This is a genomic window from Paenibacillus canaveralius, assembly GCF_047238265.1.
Taxonomy (GTDB): Bacteria; Bacillota; Bacilli; order Paenibacillales; family NBRC-103111; genus Paenibacillus_F.
The window spans coordinates 282,618-299,043 of sequence record NZ_JBDFMM010000001.1; the positions used below are offsets into that span (position 1 = coordinate 282,618).

16 protein-coding genes are annotated in these 16,426 nt (G+C 53.8%); all 16 read left to right on the top strand.

The genetic code is table 11. The features are described from left to right. Positions 1-75: 75 nt before the first annotated feature. The 16 genes from hisG (at position 76) to ABC395_RS01405 (ending at position 16,367) form a co-directional block, all read left to right on the top strand. Positions 76-711 carry an ATP phosphoribosyltransferase gene (gene hisG, locus ABC395_RS01330; protein WP_413000257.1) on the top strand — a complete coding sequence of 212 codons (636 nt, stop codon included), beginning with the start codon at positions 76-78 and terminating at the stop codon, positions 709-711. A gap of 101 nt (positions 712-812) precedes the next feature. Then, positions 813-2,102, top strand: coding sequence for a histidinol dehydrogenase (gene hisD / locus ABC395_RS01335; protein WP_413000258.1), 1,290 nt, complete (start codon positions 813-815; stop codon positions 2,100-2,102). After that, a complete protein-coding gene (gene hisB, locus ABC395_RS01340; protein ID WP_413000259.1) occupies positions 2,095-2,802 on the top strand; it encodes an imidazoleglycerol-phosphate dehydratase HisB in 708 nt (235 codons plus the stop codon). Before hisD ends, hisB begins: the two co-directional genes overlap by 8 nt. A gap of 2 nt (positions 2,803-2,804) precedes the next feature. Beyond that, positions 2,805-3,422: an imidazole glycerol phosphate synthase subunit HisH gene (gene hisH, locus ABC395_RS01345; RefSeq protein WP_413000260.1), complete on the top strand. Its 618-nt coding sequence runs from the start codon at positions 2,805-2,807 to the stop codon at positions 3,420-3,422. A gap of 42 nt (positions 3,423-3,464) precedes the next feature. Beyond that, entirely contained in the window at positions 3,465-4,190 is a 726-nt protein-coding gene (gene hisA / locus ABC395_RS01350; protein ID WP_413000261.1) for a 1-(5-phosphoribosyl)-5-[(5-phosphoribosylamino)methylideneamino]imidazole-4-carboxamide isomerase, read from the top strand. 99 nt (positions 4,191-4,289) lie between these two features. After that, positions 4,290-5,048 (top strand): imidazole glycerol phosphate synthase subunit HisF, encoded by a 759-nt coding sequence (gene hisF, locus ABC395_RS01355; RefSeq protein WP_413000262.1) that lies wholly within the window; start codon positions 4,290-4,292, stop codon positions 5,046-5,048. After that, positions 5,045-5,722 (top strand): bifunctional phosphoribosyl-AMP cyclohydrolase/phosphoribosyl-ATP diphosphatase HisIE, encoded by a 678-nt coding sequence (hisIE, locus tag ABC395_RS01360; protein ID WP_413000263.1) that lies wholly within the window; start codon positions 5,045-5,047, stop codon positions 5,720-5,722. Before hisF ends, hisIE begins: the two co-directional genes overlap by 4 nt. 321 nt (positions 5,723-6,043) lie before the next feature. Then, positions 6,044-6,994 carry a ribose-phosphate diphosphokinase gene (locus ABC395_RS01365; RefSeq protein WP_009676852.1) on the top strand — a complete coding sequence of 317 codons (951 nt, stop codon included), beginning with the start codon at positions 6,044-6,046 and terminating at the stop codon, positions 6,992-6,994. Positions 6,995-7,066: 72 nt separating this feature from the next. After that, positions 7,067-8,818, top strand: a complete 1,752-nt coding sequence (locus tag ABC395_RS01370) for a CDC27 family protein (protein ID WP_413000264.1) — start codon at positions 7,067-7,069, stop codon at positions 8,816-8,818. 131 nt (positions 8,819-8,949) lie between these two features. After that, complete coding sequence (gene trxB, locus ABC395_RS01375; RefSeq protein WP_413000265.1) at positions 8,950-9,897, top strand: thioredoxin-disulfide reductase; 948 nt, start codon at positions 8,950-8,952, stop codon at positions 9,895-9,897. 173 nt (positions 9,898-10,070) lie between these two features. Continuing rightward, positions 10,071-11,018: an ROK family glucokinase gene (locus ABC395_RS01380; protein WP_413000266.1), complete on the top strand. Its 948-nt coding sequence runs from the start codon at positions 10,071-10,073 to the stop codon at positions 11,016-11,018. A 67-nt stretch (positions 11,019-11,085) separates the two neighbouring features. Further along, a complete protein-coding gene (rapZ, locus tag ABC395_RS01385; protein WP_009676833.1) occupies positions 11,086-11,973 on the top strand; it encodes an RNase adapter RapZ in 888 nt (295 codons plus the stop codon). Positions 11,974-11,985: 12 nt separating this feature from the next. Then, positions 11,986-12,972, top strand: coding sequence for a gluconeogenesis factor YvcK family protein (locus ABC395_RS01390; RefSeq protein WP_413000267.1), 987 nt, complete (start codon positions 11,986-11,988; stop codon positions 12,970-12,972). Between the two features lie 6 nt (positions 12,973-12,978). Beyond that, complete coding sequence (gene whiA, locus ABC395_RS01395; protein ID WP_413000268.1) at positions 12,979-13,920, top strand: DNA-binding protein WhiA; 942 nt, start codon at positions 12,979-12,981, stop codon at positions 13,918-13,920. Positions 13,921-14,189: 269 nt separating this feature from the next. After that, positions 14,190-14,459 carry an HPr family phosphocarrier protein gene (locus ABC395_RS01400; RefSeq protein WP_016423762.1) on the top strand — a complete coding sequence of 90 codons (270 nt, stop codon included), beginning with the start codon at positions 14,190-14,192 and terminating at the stop codon, positions 14,457-14,459. A gap of 150 nt (positions 14,460-14,609) precedes the next feature. Continuing rightward, positions 14,610-16,367 (top strand): copper amine oxidase N-terminal domain-containing protein, encoded by a 1,758-nt coding sequence (locus ABC395_RS01405; RefSeq protein WP_413000269.1) that lies wholly within the window; start codon positions 14,610-14,612, stop codon positions 16,365-16,367. Positions 16,368-16,426: the final 59 nt, after the last annotated feature.

Below are 16,426 nucleotides of genomic sequence, written 5' to 3' on the forward strand. Positions count from 1 at the left end.
CTTGCGGCTTAAGAGCCGTACCGGGTTCCGCCATCATTTAGCTTCGACAGAGGCTGCTGACAGGAGGCTGAAGGCATGCAGGAAATGCTTAAGGTAGCCATGCCCAAGGGGCGTATATATAAACAGGCATTCAAACTTTTCCGCCGGGCGGGATTGCCGATGCCTGAAGATAGCGGTGACGACTCCAGAAGACTGATCGTTACTTTTCCGGAAGCCAACATGGAGTTCATTCTCGCCAAACCCGTAGATGTTCCGACTTATGTCGAGTACGGTGTGGCGGATATCGGAGTGGTGGGCAAGGACGTGCTCATGGAGGAAAACCGGGATGTCTACGAGCTGCTCGATCTCGGTATCGCCCGCTGCCGCATGTCCGTTATCGCACTGCCGGACTGGCAGCCCGTTCTTAATCCCCGCGTCGCGACCAAGTATCCCCGGGTAGCTTCCCAGTATTTCAGGGAAAGAGGGCAGCAGGTCGAGGTCATCAAGCTGAACGGATCTATTGAACTGGCGCCGCTGATCGGCTTGGCCGACAGGATCGTCGACATGGTCGAGACCGGCCAGACCTTGAAGGAAAACGGCTTGGTCGAATACGAGGAAATATTCCCGATTACGAGCCGGCTTATCGCGAACCGCGTCAGCTACCGGATGAAAAACGATCAGATTCAGAAACTGTGCGATGCTTTGCAGGCAACGATCGCTTTGCCGGAATAAGAGCCTGCTTTCCGAACCGATGAATGACATAGACCCGTATCCGGCTTAAAAGAAAAACGACCAGAAGGCGAAAGCCGGCATTTACGAAAGGATGATTGCGCATGAAAATCGTGCCTGCGGAAGAGTTTAAACTCGCCCGGGAAGTGGACTACGGAACGGCGGAGCAGAACGAAGCCGTACAATCGATCATCGCGGCCGTACGCGGCGAAGGCGATGCCGCTCTCCGGCGGCTGTCCAAGAAGTTCGACGGCGTAGACCTCGGGGAACTTCGTGTCGGCGAAGCCGAAATCCAGGCGGCGTACGAACGTGTGGACGCCGAATTTCTGAAGGCGCTGCGGCAAGCCGCCGCCAATATCCGCGCGTTTCACGAAAAGCAGAAACGCGTGTCCTGGATGGACCTGCAGGACAACGGATCCCTGCTGGGCCAGATCATCCGGCCGCTGCAGCGCGTCGGTCTGTACGTCCCCGGAGGGAAGGCGGCTTACCCGTCATCGGTGCTCATGAACGCTATCCCGGCCGTTGTCGCCGGCGTTCCCGAGATCGTGATGGTGACGCCGCCTGCTACAGCCGGGGAAGAGGGCATCAACCCGCACATCCTGGTGGCGGCAGCCGAGGCCGGCGTGCGGGAAATCTACCGCGTCGGCGGCGCGCAGGCCGTCGCGGCGCTCGCTTACGGCACGGATACGATTCGTGCCGTCGATAAGATCGTCGGACCCGGCAATATCTACGTCGCACTCGCGAAACGCGCCGTATTCGGCGTCGTCGATATCGACATGATTGCCGGGCCGACCGATATCGTGGTCCTGGCCGACGAATCGGCGGACCCCGAATACATCGCCGCGGACCTGCTGGCCCAAGCGGAGCATGACGAGCTGTCACCGGCTATCCTGGTGACGCCGTCACGCGCGCTCGCGGAGCGGGTCCGCGAAGAAGTGGAGCGGCAGCTTCAGGTGCTGCCGCGCAAAGCGATCGCCGAGGTGTCTACGGCGAACAAGGGCGCGATCGTCCTCGTCGGGGACCTCGACGAAGGCATCCGCGTCGTCAACGCGATCGCTCCGGAGCATACGGAGCTGCTCGTGGACGACCCGTTCGCGGTGCTGCCGCGAATCGAGAACGCCGGGGCGATCTTCCTCGGCGCGTACAGCCCGGAGCCGGTCGGCGACTATTTTGCCGGACCCAATCATGTGCTGCCGACGAACGGTACGGCCCGGTTCTCATCGCCGCTGAATGTTGACGATTTTATCAAAAAATCCAGTGTGATTTCATACAGCAAGGAAGCTCTGCTGGCAAACGGAGAGCAGATTATGACGCTCGCCCGCAACGAAGGACTCGAAGGGCACGCCAGAGCGATACAAGTTCGATTGCAGAAAGAAGGGAACTTTCATGGCTGAACAAGTGGACAAGAACGCACAACAAGCGGGCCTGGTAGGCGGGAACCCTGCTGAACCCGGTAACGCTGAAGCAGTAGACACGGGTGCGGGCGAAGGTTTGCCGGTTACCGGCAGGGCACGCGTATCCAGCGTAGCGCGCAAAACGAACGAAACCGACATCGAACTGTCGTTCGGCGTGGACGGAACCGGTGTCTCGGAGCTGGAGACGGATGTTCCTTTTCTGAACCATATGCTCGATCTTTTTGCCAAGCACGGCCAGTTTGATCTCAAGGTTCAAGCTCGCGGCGATGTTGAAATCGACGATCACCACACGGTAGAGGACATCGGAATCTGTCTAGGCCAGACGCTCAGGGAAGCTCTGGGGGACAAAAAAGGCATTAAACGTTACGCCAGCGTCTTTATCCCGATGGATGAAGCGCTTGCGCAGGTGATTATTGACGTCAGCAACCGGCCTCATTTCGAATACCGGGCGGAGTATCCGTCCCAGCAGGTCGGAAGTTTCACGACGGAACTGGTTCACGAGTTCTTGTGGAAGTTTGCCTTGGAGGCCCGGATTACTTTACACGTTATTGTTCATTACGGACGGAATACGCATCACATGATCGAAGCGGTGTTCAAAGCGCTGGGACGCGCTCTGGATGAGGCCACTTCCATTGATCCCCGCGTTAAGGGAGTACCTTCGACGAAGGGAGTTCTCTAAGCATGATTGCCATCATCGATTACGGCATGGGCAACCTGCATAGTGTGAGCAAGGCCGTGGAACGTCTCGGATGCGAGTCCGTGGTTTCATCCGATCCGGATATTCTCGCGAAGGCCGAAGGTCTCATTCTGCCCGGAGTAGGAGCGTTCGGGGACGCCATGGAACAGCTCCGCTCGCTCGGTCTCGACGGGTTTCTGCGTGAACAGACCGTCCAAGGCAAGCCGCTGCTTGGTATCTGCCTCGGCATGCAACTGCTTTTCACATCCAGCGAAGAGTACGGAGAGCATGTAGGTCTCAATCTGCTGCCCGGTCAAGTCGTGAAGTTCCGAGGGGACTACAAGGTGCCGCATATGGGCTGGAACCGTCTGGAGTTCAAGCAGTCCAGCCCGCTTCTGGAAGGGCTTGAAGAGGGCCACGTTTATTTTGTTCATTCTTATCATGTGAAGCCGGAACGTCAGGAAGACCTTCTGGCTGTCACGGATTACCATCAGCCGGTTACGGCTGTAGTGGGAAGAGATACTGTCTTCGGCATGCAGTTTCATCCGGAAAAAAGCGGTGAGCTGGGCATGCGGCTGCTTCAAAATTTCGTAGGGCTTTGTCAAAGCAAGGCGGGGGCCTAAGATTAACCGGCCCTGCGGCCTATCAGGTGGAGGTAACGAAAAATGTCCTTTATTATTTATCCGGCAATCGATATCCGGGACGGCAAGTGCGTTCGTCTCGTTCAAGGCGATTATAATCAGGAAACGGTCTATAACGAAAATCCTCTTGAGGTCGCGCAAGCTTGGGAAGCTCAAGGCGGACAATGGATTCATCTGGTTGATCTGGACGGCGCGAAGGCCGGCCGGCCGGTTAACGACAAGCTGATCGGCGAAATCGCCCGCACGGTGAAAGTTCCGGTCCAGGTCGGAGGCGGACTGCGCACGGAGGAGGATGTGGACCGTCTGCTGTCGCTGGGCGTATCCCGTGTCATTCTCGGGACTGCGGCCATCGAAGACCGTGCTTTCGTTCAGTCTCTGCTGGCTAAACACGGCGAGAATGTCGCCATCGGTCTTGATGCCCGGGACGGTTTCGTCGCGACCCGGGGCTGGCTGGAAACTTCATCGGTAAAAGCGGAAGATTTGGCCGTTCAGCTTGCCGAACATGGAGCGAAGACGTTTATCTTCACCGATATTTCGCGGGACGGCATGATGGGCGGCCCGAATGTGGAGGCTATCGTACGGCTGGCTAAAGTTTCGGGCCAGACGGTTATCGCATCCGGCGGCGTAAGCCGTCCGCAAGATCTGGAGCGGCTTGCCGCCGAGGCAGTGAACGGTGTAGGCGGCGCCATTGTCGGCAAGGCGCTTTACACAGGCAGCATCCGGCTGGAGGAAGCGCTGAAGCTGGTTTAGGCCGCAGGGCGTTTAGACAGGGCAGCGCATTTAAAAGCACACTTTACGCATCAAGATGCTCCGATATATTGTGGTACTGAGTTGAAGGGGGAAGTCAGAATGCTGGCTAAACGGATTATTCCCTGTCTGGACGTGAAAGACGGCCGGGTCGTCAAGGGTGTAAATTTCGTGAATTTGAGAGACGCGGGCGATCCGGTCGAGCTTGCTTCCATTTATGACCGCGAAGGGGCCGACGAGCTTGTTTTCCTGGACATATCGGCTTCGGTTGAAGGACGGGCGACGATGGTGGAGGTCGTGAAAAAAACGGCAGGCGAAATCACGATCCCGTTCACGGTCGGAGGAGGAATTTCGACTACGGATGATATGAAGCGTCTGCTCCGTGCCGGCGCGGATAAAATCGGCATCAATACGGCGGCGGTCAAGAATCCGCAGCTTGTATCGGACGGAGCCCGCAAATTCGGGTCCCAGTGTATCGTCGTCGCCATTGACGCCAAGTTCAACCCGGACTGGGACGAATGGGAAGTCTATACCCACGGGGGCCGGACGGCTTCCGGCATCCGGGCTGTCGAGTGGGCGAAGCGGATGGAGACGGCGGGCGCCGGCGAGCTGCTTCTTACCAGCATGGATGCGGACGGCACGAAGGACGGCTTCGATCTGGCTTTGACCAAAGCGGTTTCCGGATTTGTCGGAATCCCCGTCATCGCGTCCGGCGGTGCCGGAAACGAAGAACATTTCTACGAAGTATTCACCGAAGGCCGCGCCGATGCGGGCCTGGCCGCGACGATCTTTCATTATAAAGAACTGACGGTTCAGGGCGTCAAAGAGAGCTTGAAGAAAAAAGGAGTGGAGATTCGATGACAGGCACACAACTGGACAGCATCCGCTACGATTCGCAGGGTCTCGTTCCCGCTATTGTGCAGGATGCCGTCAGCAAAGACGTTCTGATGCTGGCTTATATGAATAAGGAATCGCTTGAAAAAACGGTAGCCACCGGCACAACCTGGTTCTGGAGCCGTTCGCGGCAGGAGCTTTGGAACAAGGGAGCGACCTCGGGGCACACGCAGCGCGTGGTTTCGCTCAAGTATGACTGCGATGCGGACACGCTTCTGGTGCTTGCGGAACAGACCGGGCCTGCCTGCCATACCGGATCTTACACCTGCTTCGGCAGTGAAATTCCGGTGAATGGCGCAGAGTCCGGTTTAGCCGCAGATCCGGCAGCCGTGCCTGCTTCCGCCGACCGTTTCGGCATTTTGTCGAGGCTGGAGTCCATTATCGCTTCCCGCGAAGCGGAAAGACCGGAAGGTGCCTATACGACCTATTTGTTTGAGAAAGGAATCGACAAAATTCTCAAAAAAGTAGGCGAAGAAACCGCAGAAGTGATTATCGCGGCCAAAAACAGAGACCACGACGAACTCCGGTACGAAACGAGCGATCTCATTTTTCATCTGATGGTTCTTATGCGCGAGTCCAAGCTTCCGCTTGACGATGTCATGGCAGAGCTGGAGCGGCGCCACATCAGCAAAGCCAAGTAAAGGAAATCTCGGTATCCGGCTCTGAAGGCAAATATGCCAGCTAGAGGAACGGGTACCGATTTTTGTTTCCGAAGTTCATAAACTAGCCACAATTACCTCGATTTGGCGTCCTCTGCGCTTTTTCATTTCGACAAGTTTCATGTATAATAGTGGGGTAGGAGAATGTCCCTGGTACTAGACACTAGACAGAGGGGGCATCTTTTTTCTGGCTTACACGCTAAAAAGCGCTTTCGCATGAAAACGTATGCGCAGCGTTCTATACAGAAGTTTGACCCGTCTGCAGTCCCAATAATCAAAAACATTTCGGAGGTAACCATAACCATGGATCTCAACAACATTAAAATTTTCTCCGGCTCTTCCAACCCGAAGCTGGCACAGAGCATTTGCGACGACCTGGGCGTTCCGCTCGGTAAAATCAAGCTGTCTCGCTTCAAAAGCGGGGAAATTTATTGTTTGTATGAAGAAGGTGTCCGTAACTGCGATGTATTTTTAGTACAAACGTTTTCCCATCCGATCAATGAACACCTTATGGAACTATTGGTTATGATGGATGCGGCCAAGCGTGCATCCGCCCGCACGATCAACTTGATCCTGCCTTACTATGGTTACTCCCGCCAAGAGAGAAAAGCCGCGCCGCGCGAACCGATTTCCGCGAAACTTGTCGCCGATCTGGTCAGTGCCGCAGGGGCGAACCGCGTTATCACCATCGACCTGCACGCACCGGCGATCCAAGGATTCTTCGACATCCCTGTCGATCACCTGACCGCTCTTGATCTTATCAGCGACTACATCACGAAGAAAAACATCGTCGATCCGGTCATCGTATCTCCGGATGCCGGCCGCGCTACGACGGCTGAGCGTCTTGCCAACATTCTGGACGCTCCGTTCGCGATGATGTTCAAGAAACGCCCGGCTCACAATGAAGCGGTCGTTACTCACGTAATCGGGGACGTTAAAGGCCGTACGCCGATCATCATCGAGGATCTGATCGATACCGGCACGACGATCGTGAACGTTGTGGAAGGACTGAAGGAACGCGGAGCGAACGATATCTATGTTTGCGCCACTCACGCAGTATTCTCGGGCCCGGCGCTCCAGCGTCTGGATCACCCGAATATCCGTGAAGTCGTGATCACCGATTCCCTCGCGATTCCGGACGATCACGCGGAACGTTTCAAGGTGCTTTCCGTCGCTCCGCTGCTCTCGCATGCGGTTCGTATCGTCAGTGACGGCGGCTCTCTCTCTTCGCTGTTCAAGTACGGCGGCGTTTAAATCGTGTTTTTGAAACCTCGGGGACTGTGCTATACTTGATCATAGATCTCAAAGTACCGGAGGTGCCTAATCATGGAAAAGAAAAAGCGTGTCTCCGTAAAGCCGGAACCGAAAATTATCCCAATCAGCATGGATGCCACGTTCTTTTTTGAAAGAGCGGTTCAATCGCTCGATCGTTTCCATTACGATAAGGCGTTGAAATATTTCCGGCGAGCGGTAGAATACGAATACGATAACCCGGTGAACCACTGCAACCTTGCAGGGGTTCTCTCCGAATTGGGCAAGTACGAGGAATCCAACGACATCTTGAAAGATGTTCTCGACCGGATCGATCCCTCGATGACCGAATGCCACTTCTATATGGCGAACAATTACGCCAATATGGATCAGTACGAACAGGCGGAGGGCGCTCTTGTCCGTTACCTGGAGAATGATACAAACGGGCATTATCTGGAAGAAGCCGAGGAAATGCTTGATTTCCTCAGCTACGAACTGGAGCGCCCGGCCAAGCTTAAGACCATTAAATCCCGCGAGGGTTTGTATGAGCATGATCAGGCGCGTCTGCTTCTGGAAGAAGGCAAGTTCGCGGAAGCGGTGCGCGTTCTGGAAGATATCGTCGAAGAGCACGGCGATTTTTTGGCGGCCCGTAATAATCTGGCGCTGGCTTATTATTACACCGGTCATTTTCAGAAATCGCTGGATGCCATTGTCGAAGTGCTGAACATAGATCCCGGCAATCTTCACGCGCTGTGCAATATGGCGATTTTTTACCAGCATCTCGGACGCAAGGAAGAACTTGCCGAACTGATGGAAACTTTGCGCAAGACGTTTCCTTTCCAGCAGGAGCACGTCTTTAAGCTTGCGACCACGATGGGGATTCTGGGCGATCACGAGAAAGCCTACCAGCTTTTCAGGAGGATCTCCCGTTCCAACGACAGCGGTCTGGATCCGTGCGTTTATCATTATGCGGCCGTGGCCGCTTGCAATATCGGCAGATTTCAGGAGGCGCGCGTTCTCTGGAACCAGGTGGATAAGCTGGAGAACGGGTCGGATATCGCCCGCTTTTATCTGGAGCAGCTGAATCGGCGTTCCGACGAACGCCCGCTTTCGCTCAGCTATCACTATAACCTTCCGTTCGAGGAGCAGTTCCGCCAATTGGAACAGTCGCCCGAATCGATCCCCGACCAGATTGCCAAGGACCCGCTTGTCCGCAGCTCTTTCTTCTGGGCGCTCCGCCATGGGGATGTGGAAACGAAGCTTCAGGTGCTTCAGACGTTCGTCTATATCGGCGACAATGAAGTGAGAGAGGCGCTCATCGAGTTTATCGGTGATTCCAAAGAGGACGACTATCTGAAAAAGGTAGCTATCTTCGTATTGCGGACCATCGGAGTCGAAGAGCCGTTGAAAGCTCATTTGGACGGAACGCTGAAAACCGTGGAAAACTCCGTGCACACGACCGATCTTCCGAAATGGGAGCCTAAATGGCAGACCGTAATGGAAACGGCTCACCGGCATATGCACCAGCGGTACGACATGATCCAGCAGCATGACCTGCAGACACTGTGGGTAGAATATTTGAGCAGGGTGTATCCGAGCGTACCGAGGATTACGAAAGTGGAGGGCTGGTCGGCCGCCCTCGAATACCTGGTCGCCAAAATGCACCGCAGGTCGATTTCCTATCACGAGGTAGCCAGCCGCTACCATACGACCGTTTCGACCGTAAGCAAGAATGTGAAGCTGATAGACGAAGCATGCGGGCTTAAGGAGAAGATGGATGCGATTCTGCCGAAGCTCTGGAACGTGGAAAAGAAGGGCCGGGATTAATCACACTTGCAAATTAGAATAATTTTAATTAGAATTATTTTAAATAGAGAATGATTGCAGGAAGTGATGATTGAACACTCACCCGCGATCATACGAATTCTGATTTGTTCCCAAGAAGGAGAGATCGATCCATGTATAAAACAATTGTGGTAGGAACCGGGCCATCCGGATTAACAGCAGCCATCTATCTGGCACGCGCCAATCTTAACCCTTTGGTTATTGAAGGTCCGGAACCTGGCGGACAGCTGACGACAACGACCGAGGTAGAGAACTTCCCGGGCTTCCCCGAAGGGATCATGGGACCGGAACTTATGGCCAACATGCGCAAGCAGGCCGAACGTTTCGGCGCCGAGTTCAAAACCGGCTGGGTTAACAGCGTAGAGCTTACGGAGCGTCCGTTCAAGCTTAATGTAGAAGGTCTTGGCGAGATCGAGACCGAATCTCTGATCATCTCCACCGGCGCCTCCGCCAAGCTGCTCGGCATTACGAACGAGCGCGAGAATATCGGACGAGGTGTGAGCACTTGCGCCACTTGCGACGGATTCTTCTTCCGCGGCAAGAAAATCATCGTAGTCGGCGGCGGCGACTCCGCAATGGAAGAAGCGAACTTCCTTACACGTTTCGCTTCCGAAGTTCGTCTCGTACACCGCAGAAGCGAGCTTCGCGCTTCGAAGATCATGCAGGATCGTGCGCGTGAAAACGAGAAAATCACGTGGAGCCTGAACTCCACTCCGCTTGAAGTCGTTGCGGGAGACAAAGGCGTAACCGGCCTTAAAGTTCTCAACAACGAAACCGGCTCCGAAGAAGTTCTTGAGACCGACGGTATTTTCGTGGCGATCGGACATACTCCGAACACGAAATTCCTCGGCGGACAGATCACGACCGACGAAACGGGTTACATTCTCGTTAAACCGGGAACTACGGAAACCAATATCCCTGGCGCGTTCGCCTGCGGCGACGTTCAGGATTTGAAATACCGTCAAGCGATTACGGCGGCGGGAAGCGGCTGTATGGCGGCTTTGGACTGCGAGAAGTTCCTTGAAGGCAACATGGTTCACGATTGGAGCAAGTCCCTGTAATACGGATTATTAGACTCATACGAAAAGGCGTGGAACGGCGTATACCCTTCCACGTTTTTTCAATTTGCCGTCCTTGACCTTCCTAGGGGGTTCGCTTATAGTGGGTACAGGAGCAACACCCATAGCGAAAGACTTATGAAATAACTTAACTCTTCACTGAGGTGACATTTAGCATGACACAACGGATTTATGTCGGAGTGGACTTAGGGGGCACCAGCATCAAGGTAGGCCTCTGCGACGAAGAAGGAAAATTGATTCAGACTTACGAAGGTCCTACCGGAACCGAGCACGGTCCCGATTTTGTGCTTGACCGTATTGTCGAGTACGTCCACAGGATCGTAGACGAATCGCCATACGAATGGGAACAAGTTGCGGGGATCGGAGCCGGAATCGCTGGCTTTATGGACATTCCGACAGGTTTTGTGGAATTGTCGCCTAATCTGGGCTGGCGCAATGTCGCAGTCAAGAAGACGCTTGAGGAGAAGCTCGGCAAAACCGTAAAAATAGACAATGACGCCAATGTCGCGGCGCTTGGAGAAGCGTGGGGCGGAGCCGGGCGGGGTATCCCGAACCTGGTCTGTTATACGCTTGGAACGGGCGTGGGCGGCGGCCTTATTATAAACGGAAAAATTTATCAGGGTTTCAACGGGATGGCAGGCGAGCTCGGTCATATGTCCGTTGTTCCCGATATTGAAGCGATTGCCTGCAACTGCGGACAATCCGGATGCCTGGAAACGGTCTCTTCCGCGACGGGTATCGTCAGAATGGCCAACGACGCCAAGGAACGCGGCGACCGTACGAGCCTGGCGCTGATCGAGAAGATCACGGCGAAAGACGTATTCGATGCGGCCAAATCGGGAGACGAGGTAGCCGTGCGCATCGTGAACCGTGCCGCTTACTATATCGGTAAGTCGATGGCGGCGGTAGCGGTAACGGTTAATCCGCAGCGGTTTATTATCGGCGGCGGCGTGTCGAGAGCGGGAGAAATCCTGTTCAACCCGATCCGTGAGACATTCCGCAAGCTGACTCCGGAACGCGCCTATACCGGCGTTGAAATTGTGCCGGCCACGCTGGGCAACGATGCGGGCATCGTAGGAGCGGCAGGCTTAAACCTTCATTAGCAACCAAAGCTTACAATGCGGCTTCCACCCGGAAGGGTACCCTATAACGGATGAGGAAGGTGAACTCATGGAAGAAAGCAAAGCGGCGGCCAAGCTTGTCATTATTACCGGCATGTCCGGTGCAGGAAAAACAATTGCCGTACAAAGTCTCGAGGATCTCGGATTTTTCTGTGTGGACAACTTGCCGCCGGTCTTGATTCCGAAATTCGCGGAATTAATCGAGCAATCCCACGGCAAAATCGGCAAAGTGGCGCTGGTGATCGACCTCCGCGGCCGGGAATTTTTCACGGCGCTGCAGGAATCGCTGCGCTCTATCAAGGAAGATTACACATTGACGTACGAGATTTTATTTCTCGACGCAACGGATTCCACGCTGGTTCAGCGTTACAAAGAAAGCAGACGCCGCCATCCGCTTGCTCCCAACGATGCTCCGCTGGAGGGCATTCTGCTGGAGCGCAAGCTGTTGGAAGAATTAAAGGGCCACGCTTCGCAGGTTATCGATACAAGTGCGCTGAAGCCGGCGCAGCTCAAACAAAAAATCGCTTCCCGCTTCACCAATATGGGTAGCGGCGGCATATCTATAAATGTCATCTCATTCGGCTTTAAATACGGCATCCCGATTGATGCCGATCTTATTTTCGACGTGCGCTTCCTGCCGAATCCGCATTATGTGGAGACGCTTCGCCCGAATACGGGGCAGGACGCGGATGTATATGACTACGTGATGAAGTGGAACGAGACGCAGGAGTTTCTGACGAAACTGCTCGATATGCTTCATTTTCTTGTTCCTCAGTACAAAAAAGAAGGCAAAAGCCAGGTTGTCGTAGGCATCGGTTGTACGGGCGGCAAGCATCGGTCCGTGGCTATTGCCGAGTATTTGGGCAAGGTTATGGGAAACAGCGAGACGGAAATCGTCAGAGTCAATCATCGAGATGCGGAACGCGACCGACCATAAGAGGGTGAAACCATGTCTAAAGTTTACCGCCCTGCCGATATCCCCCGGATAGTCGTCATAGGGGGCGGAACAGGATTGTCCGTCATGCTCCGGGGGTTGAAACAGAAACCGCTGGATATCACGGCTATCGTAACGGTAGCCGACGACGGAGGCAGCTCCGGCATTTTGCGCTCCGAGCTGCAAATCCCTCCGCCGGGCGACATCCGCAATGTGCTTACGGCACTGGCGGATGTGGAGCCGCTGCTTTCCGAGATGCTGCAGTACCGGTTTCCGGCCGGAACCGGACTCGCGGGCCACAGCCTCGGAAACCTGATTCTCGCGGCGATGAAGGACATCACCGGTGATTTCGTCACCGGTATCCGTGAGATGAGCCGCGTGTTCGCGGTACGCGGCCGTGTGCTGCCTGCCTCCAGGCAGGAGCTGTATTTGCGGGCGCTGATGGAGGACGGCACGATCGTGGAAGGGGAGTCGAAGATTCCCCAAGCCGGAGGACGCATCAAGCGGGTTATGCTGGAGCCGGCGGACATCGAGCCGCTGGAGGAAGCGGTCGAGGCTATCCGCGATGCGGATGCCATCCTGTGCGGACCCGGAAGCCTGTACACGAGTATCCTTCCTAATCTGCTCGTGCCGGGAATAGCGGAGGAGATTCTCAAATCCGATGCGGTCAAAATGTTCATTTGTAACGTGATGACCCAACCGGGCGAGACGGACGATTACTCCGTCGGAGATCATCTGACGGCCATTCATAACCATATAGGCCATCATTTGTTTGATTATGTCATCGTAAACAACGGGGAGATTCCTCCCCAGGTACAGAATAAATATGCCGAGAAAGGCGCCAAAGCCGTCCATCTGGACCTCGATGAGGTGACGAAGCGCGGATACCGCGTCATCGCCGACAAGCTGGTGCTTTTCCGGACCTATCTGCGCCATGATGCGGATAAATTAAGCGAGCATATCTATCAGATCGTGGAGAGCTGGATGCTCAGGAAGAGGTGAGTCCCCATGTCTTTTGCGGCGCAAACGAAGAAGGAATTGACCCTAATCGAAGCGGAGGATTGCTGCGAGAAAGCCGAATTATCGGCTCTTATCCGCATGAACGGTTCCGTCCAGCTGACGAATCAGCGCGTCGTTCTTGATATTTCAACGGAAAACGCCGCTATTGCCAGGAGGATTTACTCTTTGCTTAAAAAGCGGTATGAGCTTCATACCGAGCTGCTCGTCCGTAAGAAAATGCGTCTTAAGAAGAATAATGTCTATATCGTCCGCGTGCCGAACCAGGTACAAGAGCTGCTTTCCGACCTTTACATCGTGTCGGAAGGCTTTCAATTTACTCCGGGCATAGATAAAGGCATCGTAAAAACAAACTGCTGCCGGCGGGCCTACCTTCGGGGGGCTTTTCTTGCGGGAGGCTCCGTCAATAATCCGGAGGGTTCTTCGTATCATCTCGAAATTGCCTCCATGTATGAAGAACACTGTCAGGCGCTTTGTCAGCTGGCCAACCGATTCGATTTGAACGCGAGATGCATTGAGCGCAAGAAAGGGTTCGTGTTCTACATCAAGGAAGGCGAGCGGATTATTGAATTTCTCAGCATTATTGGCGCACACCAGGCCCTGTTGCGTTTCGAGGATGTCCGGATCATGAAGGATATGCGAAATTCGGTAAACCGTATCGTAAACTGCGAAACGGCGAATCTTAATAAAACGATCGGAGCGGCTGTCCGTCAGATCGATAACATCCGTCTTATCGAACGGGAAGTCGGCTTGGACAGCCTTCCGGAAAAACTCCGTGAAGTCGCGGAGATCCGTATGAAGCACCCCGACTTGAACCTCAAAGAGGTCGGAGACATGCTGAAGGGAAGCGTCAGCAAGTCGGGTGTCAATCATCGTCTGCGGAAAATAGACGAACTGGCCGACAAAATTCGCAACGGCGCAGCCATCCGTTAGACCTATACGGGAACTTTTTCCTAGAGTATTTCGACGTAAAATGGTATAATATGAAGCAGATTACGCATTTTACGGCACTCGCGGTTCTTGAACGGACAAGCGCAGCCCGGTGCCAGGTCCCCGTTCGATGAACATCCAACATGAATTGGATAGAAATCATCATGCCTGATGCTTAACCGACATAAGTTACACGTAAGGGGAACCTCCGAGCGATATTGCCGGGGATGCATTATAGACTGCAAATTAAGAACGTAGGGGGAATCCAATCCATGTCGAGACGCCCAGTAGTGGTGAAATTGAAAACCGGCCTTCACGCTAGACCCGCTGCTTTATTTGTTCAGGAAGCCAATAAATTTTCGTCCGAGATTTTTGTAGAGAAGGACGAGAAGAAGGTAAACGCCAAGAGCATTATGGGAATTATGAGCCTCGCGATCAGCACAGGAACTGAAATTTACATAAGTGCAGAAGGTTCGGACGCTGAACAGGCTGTAAACGCTTTAGTCACGCTGGTCAGCAAAGAAGAACTTGAAAATCAGTAAGAACGAAGGCTTCCTGCCAAGGGAGCTTTTTATTTTTGGTCAAACAGAAACCTTTTCCAGCAAAAAACGTCTAAAGATTGGGCGATTTTTCGGGAGAAGGCTTTTTTGTCATGTCGTTTTTTAGAAAAAGGAAGGAAAAGGAGTAGGAGCATGATTCAATGGAAGAAAGAGGTTTCGCTTCTGATGGCGCTGGTGCTGTTCGCAGTTTTCCTGATGCCGATTCAGGCGCGCGCAATCTCGTCCTCATCACAGTTAATTGTTTTGTACCTGGACAACAAGCAGGCGTTCGTCAATGAAGATCAAGTGGAGCTGGAATCGCCGGCCACCATCATCAAGGACAAAACATTCGTTCCGGCTAAATTTATCGGTGACAGTCTGGGGTTCCCCGTTACGTGGGACAATACGGCCAGAACGATCACGATGCAGCCTCCGGGCTATAACATCGTTTTAAGCAGCGATCTGAAGAAAGCCTACATCAACGGCGAGGAAGTACCGTTCGATTCGGTTGCGGCGATCGTAAAGGGCAAGCTGCTCGTCAAACTGACCTGGGTTGCCGATTATATGGGCGCCAAGTATACGTATTACCACGAATCGCGCAAAGTGGAAATCATCTACGTTCCCAAGCCGGAAGGCATTTACGACAACGGAGTGAACAATTCGAATCCCGTTGCCAAGTTTACGACTCACAAAGAGAAATACCGCCTGGGCGAGACCGTCAAGTACATCGACCTCTGCTACGATCCGGATGCGGAAGGCATGGCGAAGTACGAATGGACAGGCAAGCAGGACGCGTTCTTCAAGCCGGGTTCCTATCCGGTAAGCCTTAAAGTCTACGACAAGCACGGACATGTGAGCAAGGTCTTCACTAAAAACGTTATCGTTGAAGATATCCCGTATATATCGGAAGCCGAATATCCGGTTTATCACAATGAGATCGGCAGCTTCTACAAACTGAGCTGGGATACGCTGACTTCCCACTTCTACAACTTGCCGATGCTTCCCAAAGAAACGACCAACGTACCGGGCCGCAAGCTGCTCGTCAGCGATAGCCCCGAAGAATTTACGGAGCCGGGCATCCTGTATCAGGACATGATTAACGGCAAGGGCCGTCTGTATGCGGACCACATCAACGGAACGAAGAACAAAGTAACGTTCGCCATTATGGCAACGAACACGACGGATAAGCCCGTCACGGTCAAAACGACCAACAAAGGCGAAGTATGGCCTTCCGTATATGCGAACCTGATCGGCAGCGAGGCTTCCGTAGACTTCCTGCTGGGCAATACATATAACGAGAAGCTGACCATTCCGCCGCACGATACACTCGTTTACCGCCAGCTTCCGGATTTCTATCCCGGTCAGGGCGTAAATCTGTTCTATGATTTGGAAACTTCGGGAGAAGTGCAGTTTTCTTTCCTGGCGGCCGATGAGCTGTCGAGCACGACACTGTCCGAAAGCAAGCAGCTCGGCTTTACAGGGCATGTAAGGGGCTCATTCGACGTTTCCGAGATTAAGTGGAATATCGACGCCTCTTCCTTCACCAAAGCGTCCAAGCTGGTCATCGGGGATGGGAAAACCGATCCTTTCGTGGACGGCTACGACGTGATGCGTAAGGAAAACGTGAAGAATGGGGGCAACTACGGCGTTGTCTACAAGATTCACGCGGACAAACCGCGCAAGATGGCGATTATGCTGCTGGCCCGCGGCGGTGTTTTCAAAGGGCCGATCAAGATCAACGGAGAGATCCAATCGATCCCGTATTCCGGTGTCATCACCGCTTTTGACGGCATGCAAATTCTCCACCGCACCACAGGGACGGAGAAGTCGCTCGATATCGAGTTTACGCCTCCGGCCGGTTCGGCTTTCCCGATCGATCTGATTTTCTATCCGCTTGCGGATCTGGACTGATCCGTTTTAATTTCGCCCGCACGAAAAAAGAAACCCCGGATTACCGACGAAAGTCGATA

Bases quoted from the DNA above. Each gene is read 5' to 3' on its own strand.
- hisG (WP_413000257.1), top strand. From the start codon at position 76: ATGCAGGAAATGCTTAAGGTAGCCATGCCCAAGGGGCGTATATATAAA.
- hisD (WP_413000258.1), top strand. From the start codon at position 813: ATGAAAATCGTGCCTGCGGAAGAGTTTAAACTCGCCCGGGAAGTGGAC.
- hisB (WP_413000259.1), top strand. From the start codon at position 2,095: ATGGCTGAACAAGTGGACAAGAACGCACAACAAGCGGGCCTGGTAGGC.
- hisH (WP_413000260.1), top strand. From the start codon at position 2,805: ATGATTGCCATCATCGATTACGGCATGGGCAACCTGCATAGTGTGAGC.
- hisA (WP_413000261.1), top strand. From the start codon at position 3,465: ATGTCCTTTATTATTTATCCGGCAATCGATATCCGGGACGGCAAGTGC.
- hisF (WP_413000262.1), top strand. From the start codon at position 4,290: ATGCTGGCTAAACGGATTATTCCCTGTCTGGACGTGAAAGACGGCCGG.
- hisIE (WP_413000263.1), top strand. From the start codon at position 5,045: ATGACAGGCACACAACTGGACAGCATCCGCTACGATTCGCAGGGTCTC.
- ABC395_RS01365 (WP_009676852.1), top strand. From the start codon at position 6,044: ATGGATCTCAACAACATTAAAATTTTCTCCGGCTCTTCCAACCCGAAG.
- ABC395_RS01370 (WP_413000264.1), top strand. From the start codon at position 7,067: ATGGAAAAGAAAAAGCGTGTCTCCGTAAAGCCGGAACCGAAAATTATC.
- trxB (WP_413000265.1), top strand. From the start codon at position 8,950: ATGTATAAAACAATTGTGGTAGGAACCGGGCCATCCGGATTAACAGCA.
- ABC395_RS01380 (WP_413000266.1), top strand. From the start codon at position 10,071: ATGACACAACGGATTTATGTCGGAGTGGACTTAGGGGGCACCAGCATC.
- rapZ (WP_009676833.1), top strand. From the start codon at position 11,086: ATGGAAGAAAGCAAAGCGGCGGCCAAGCTTGTCATTATTACCGGCATG.
- ABC395_RS01390 (WP_413000267.1), top strand. From the start codon at position 11,986: ATGTCTAAAGTTTACCGCCCTGCCGATATCCCCCGGATAGTCGTCATA.
- whiA (WP_413000268.1), top strand. From the start codon at position 12,979: ATGTCTTTTGCGGCGCAAACGAAGAAGGAATTGACCCTAATCGAAGCG.
- ABC395_RS01400 (WP_016423762.1), top strand. From the start codon at position 14,190: ATGTCGAGACGCCCAGTAGTGGTGAAATTGAAAACCGGCCTTCACGCT.
- ABC395_RS01405 (WP_413000269.1), top strand. From the start codon at position 14,610: ATGATTCAATGGAAGAAAGAGGTTTCGCTTCTGATGGCGCTGGTGCTG.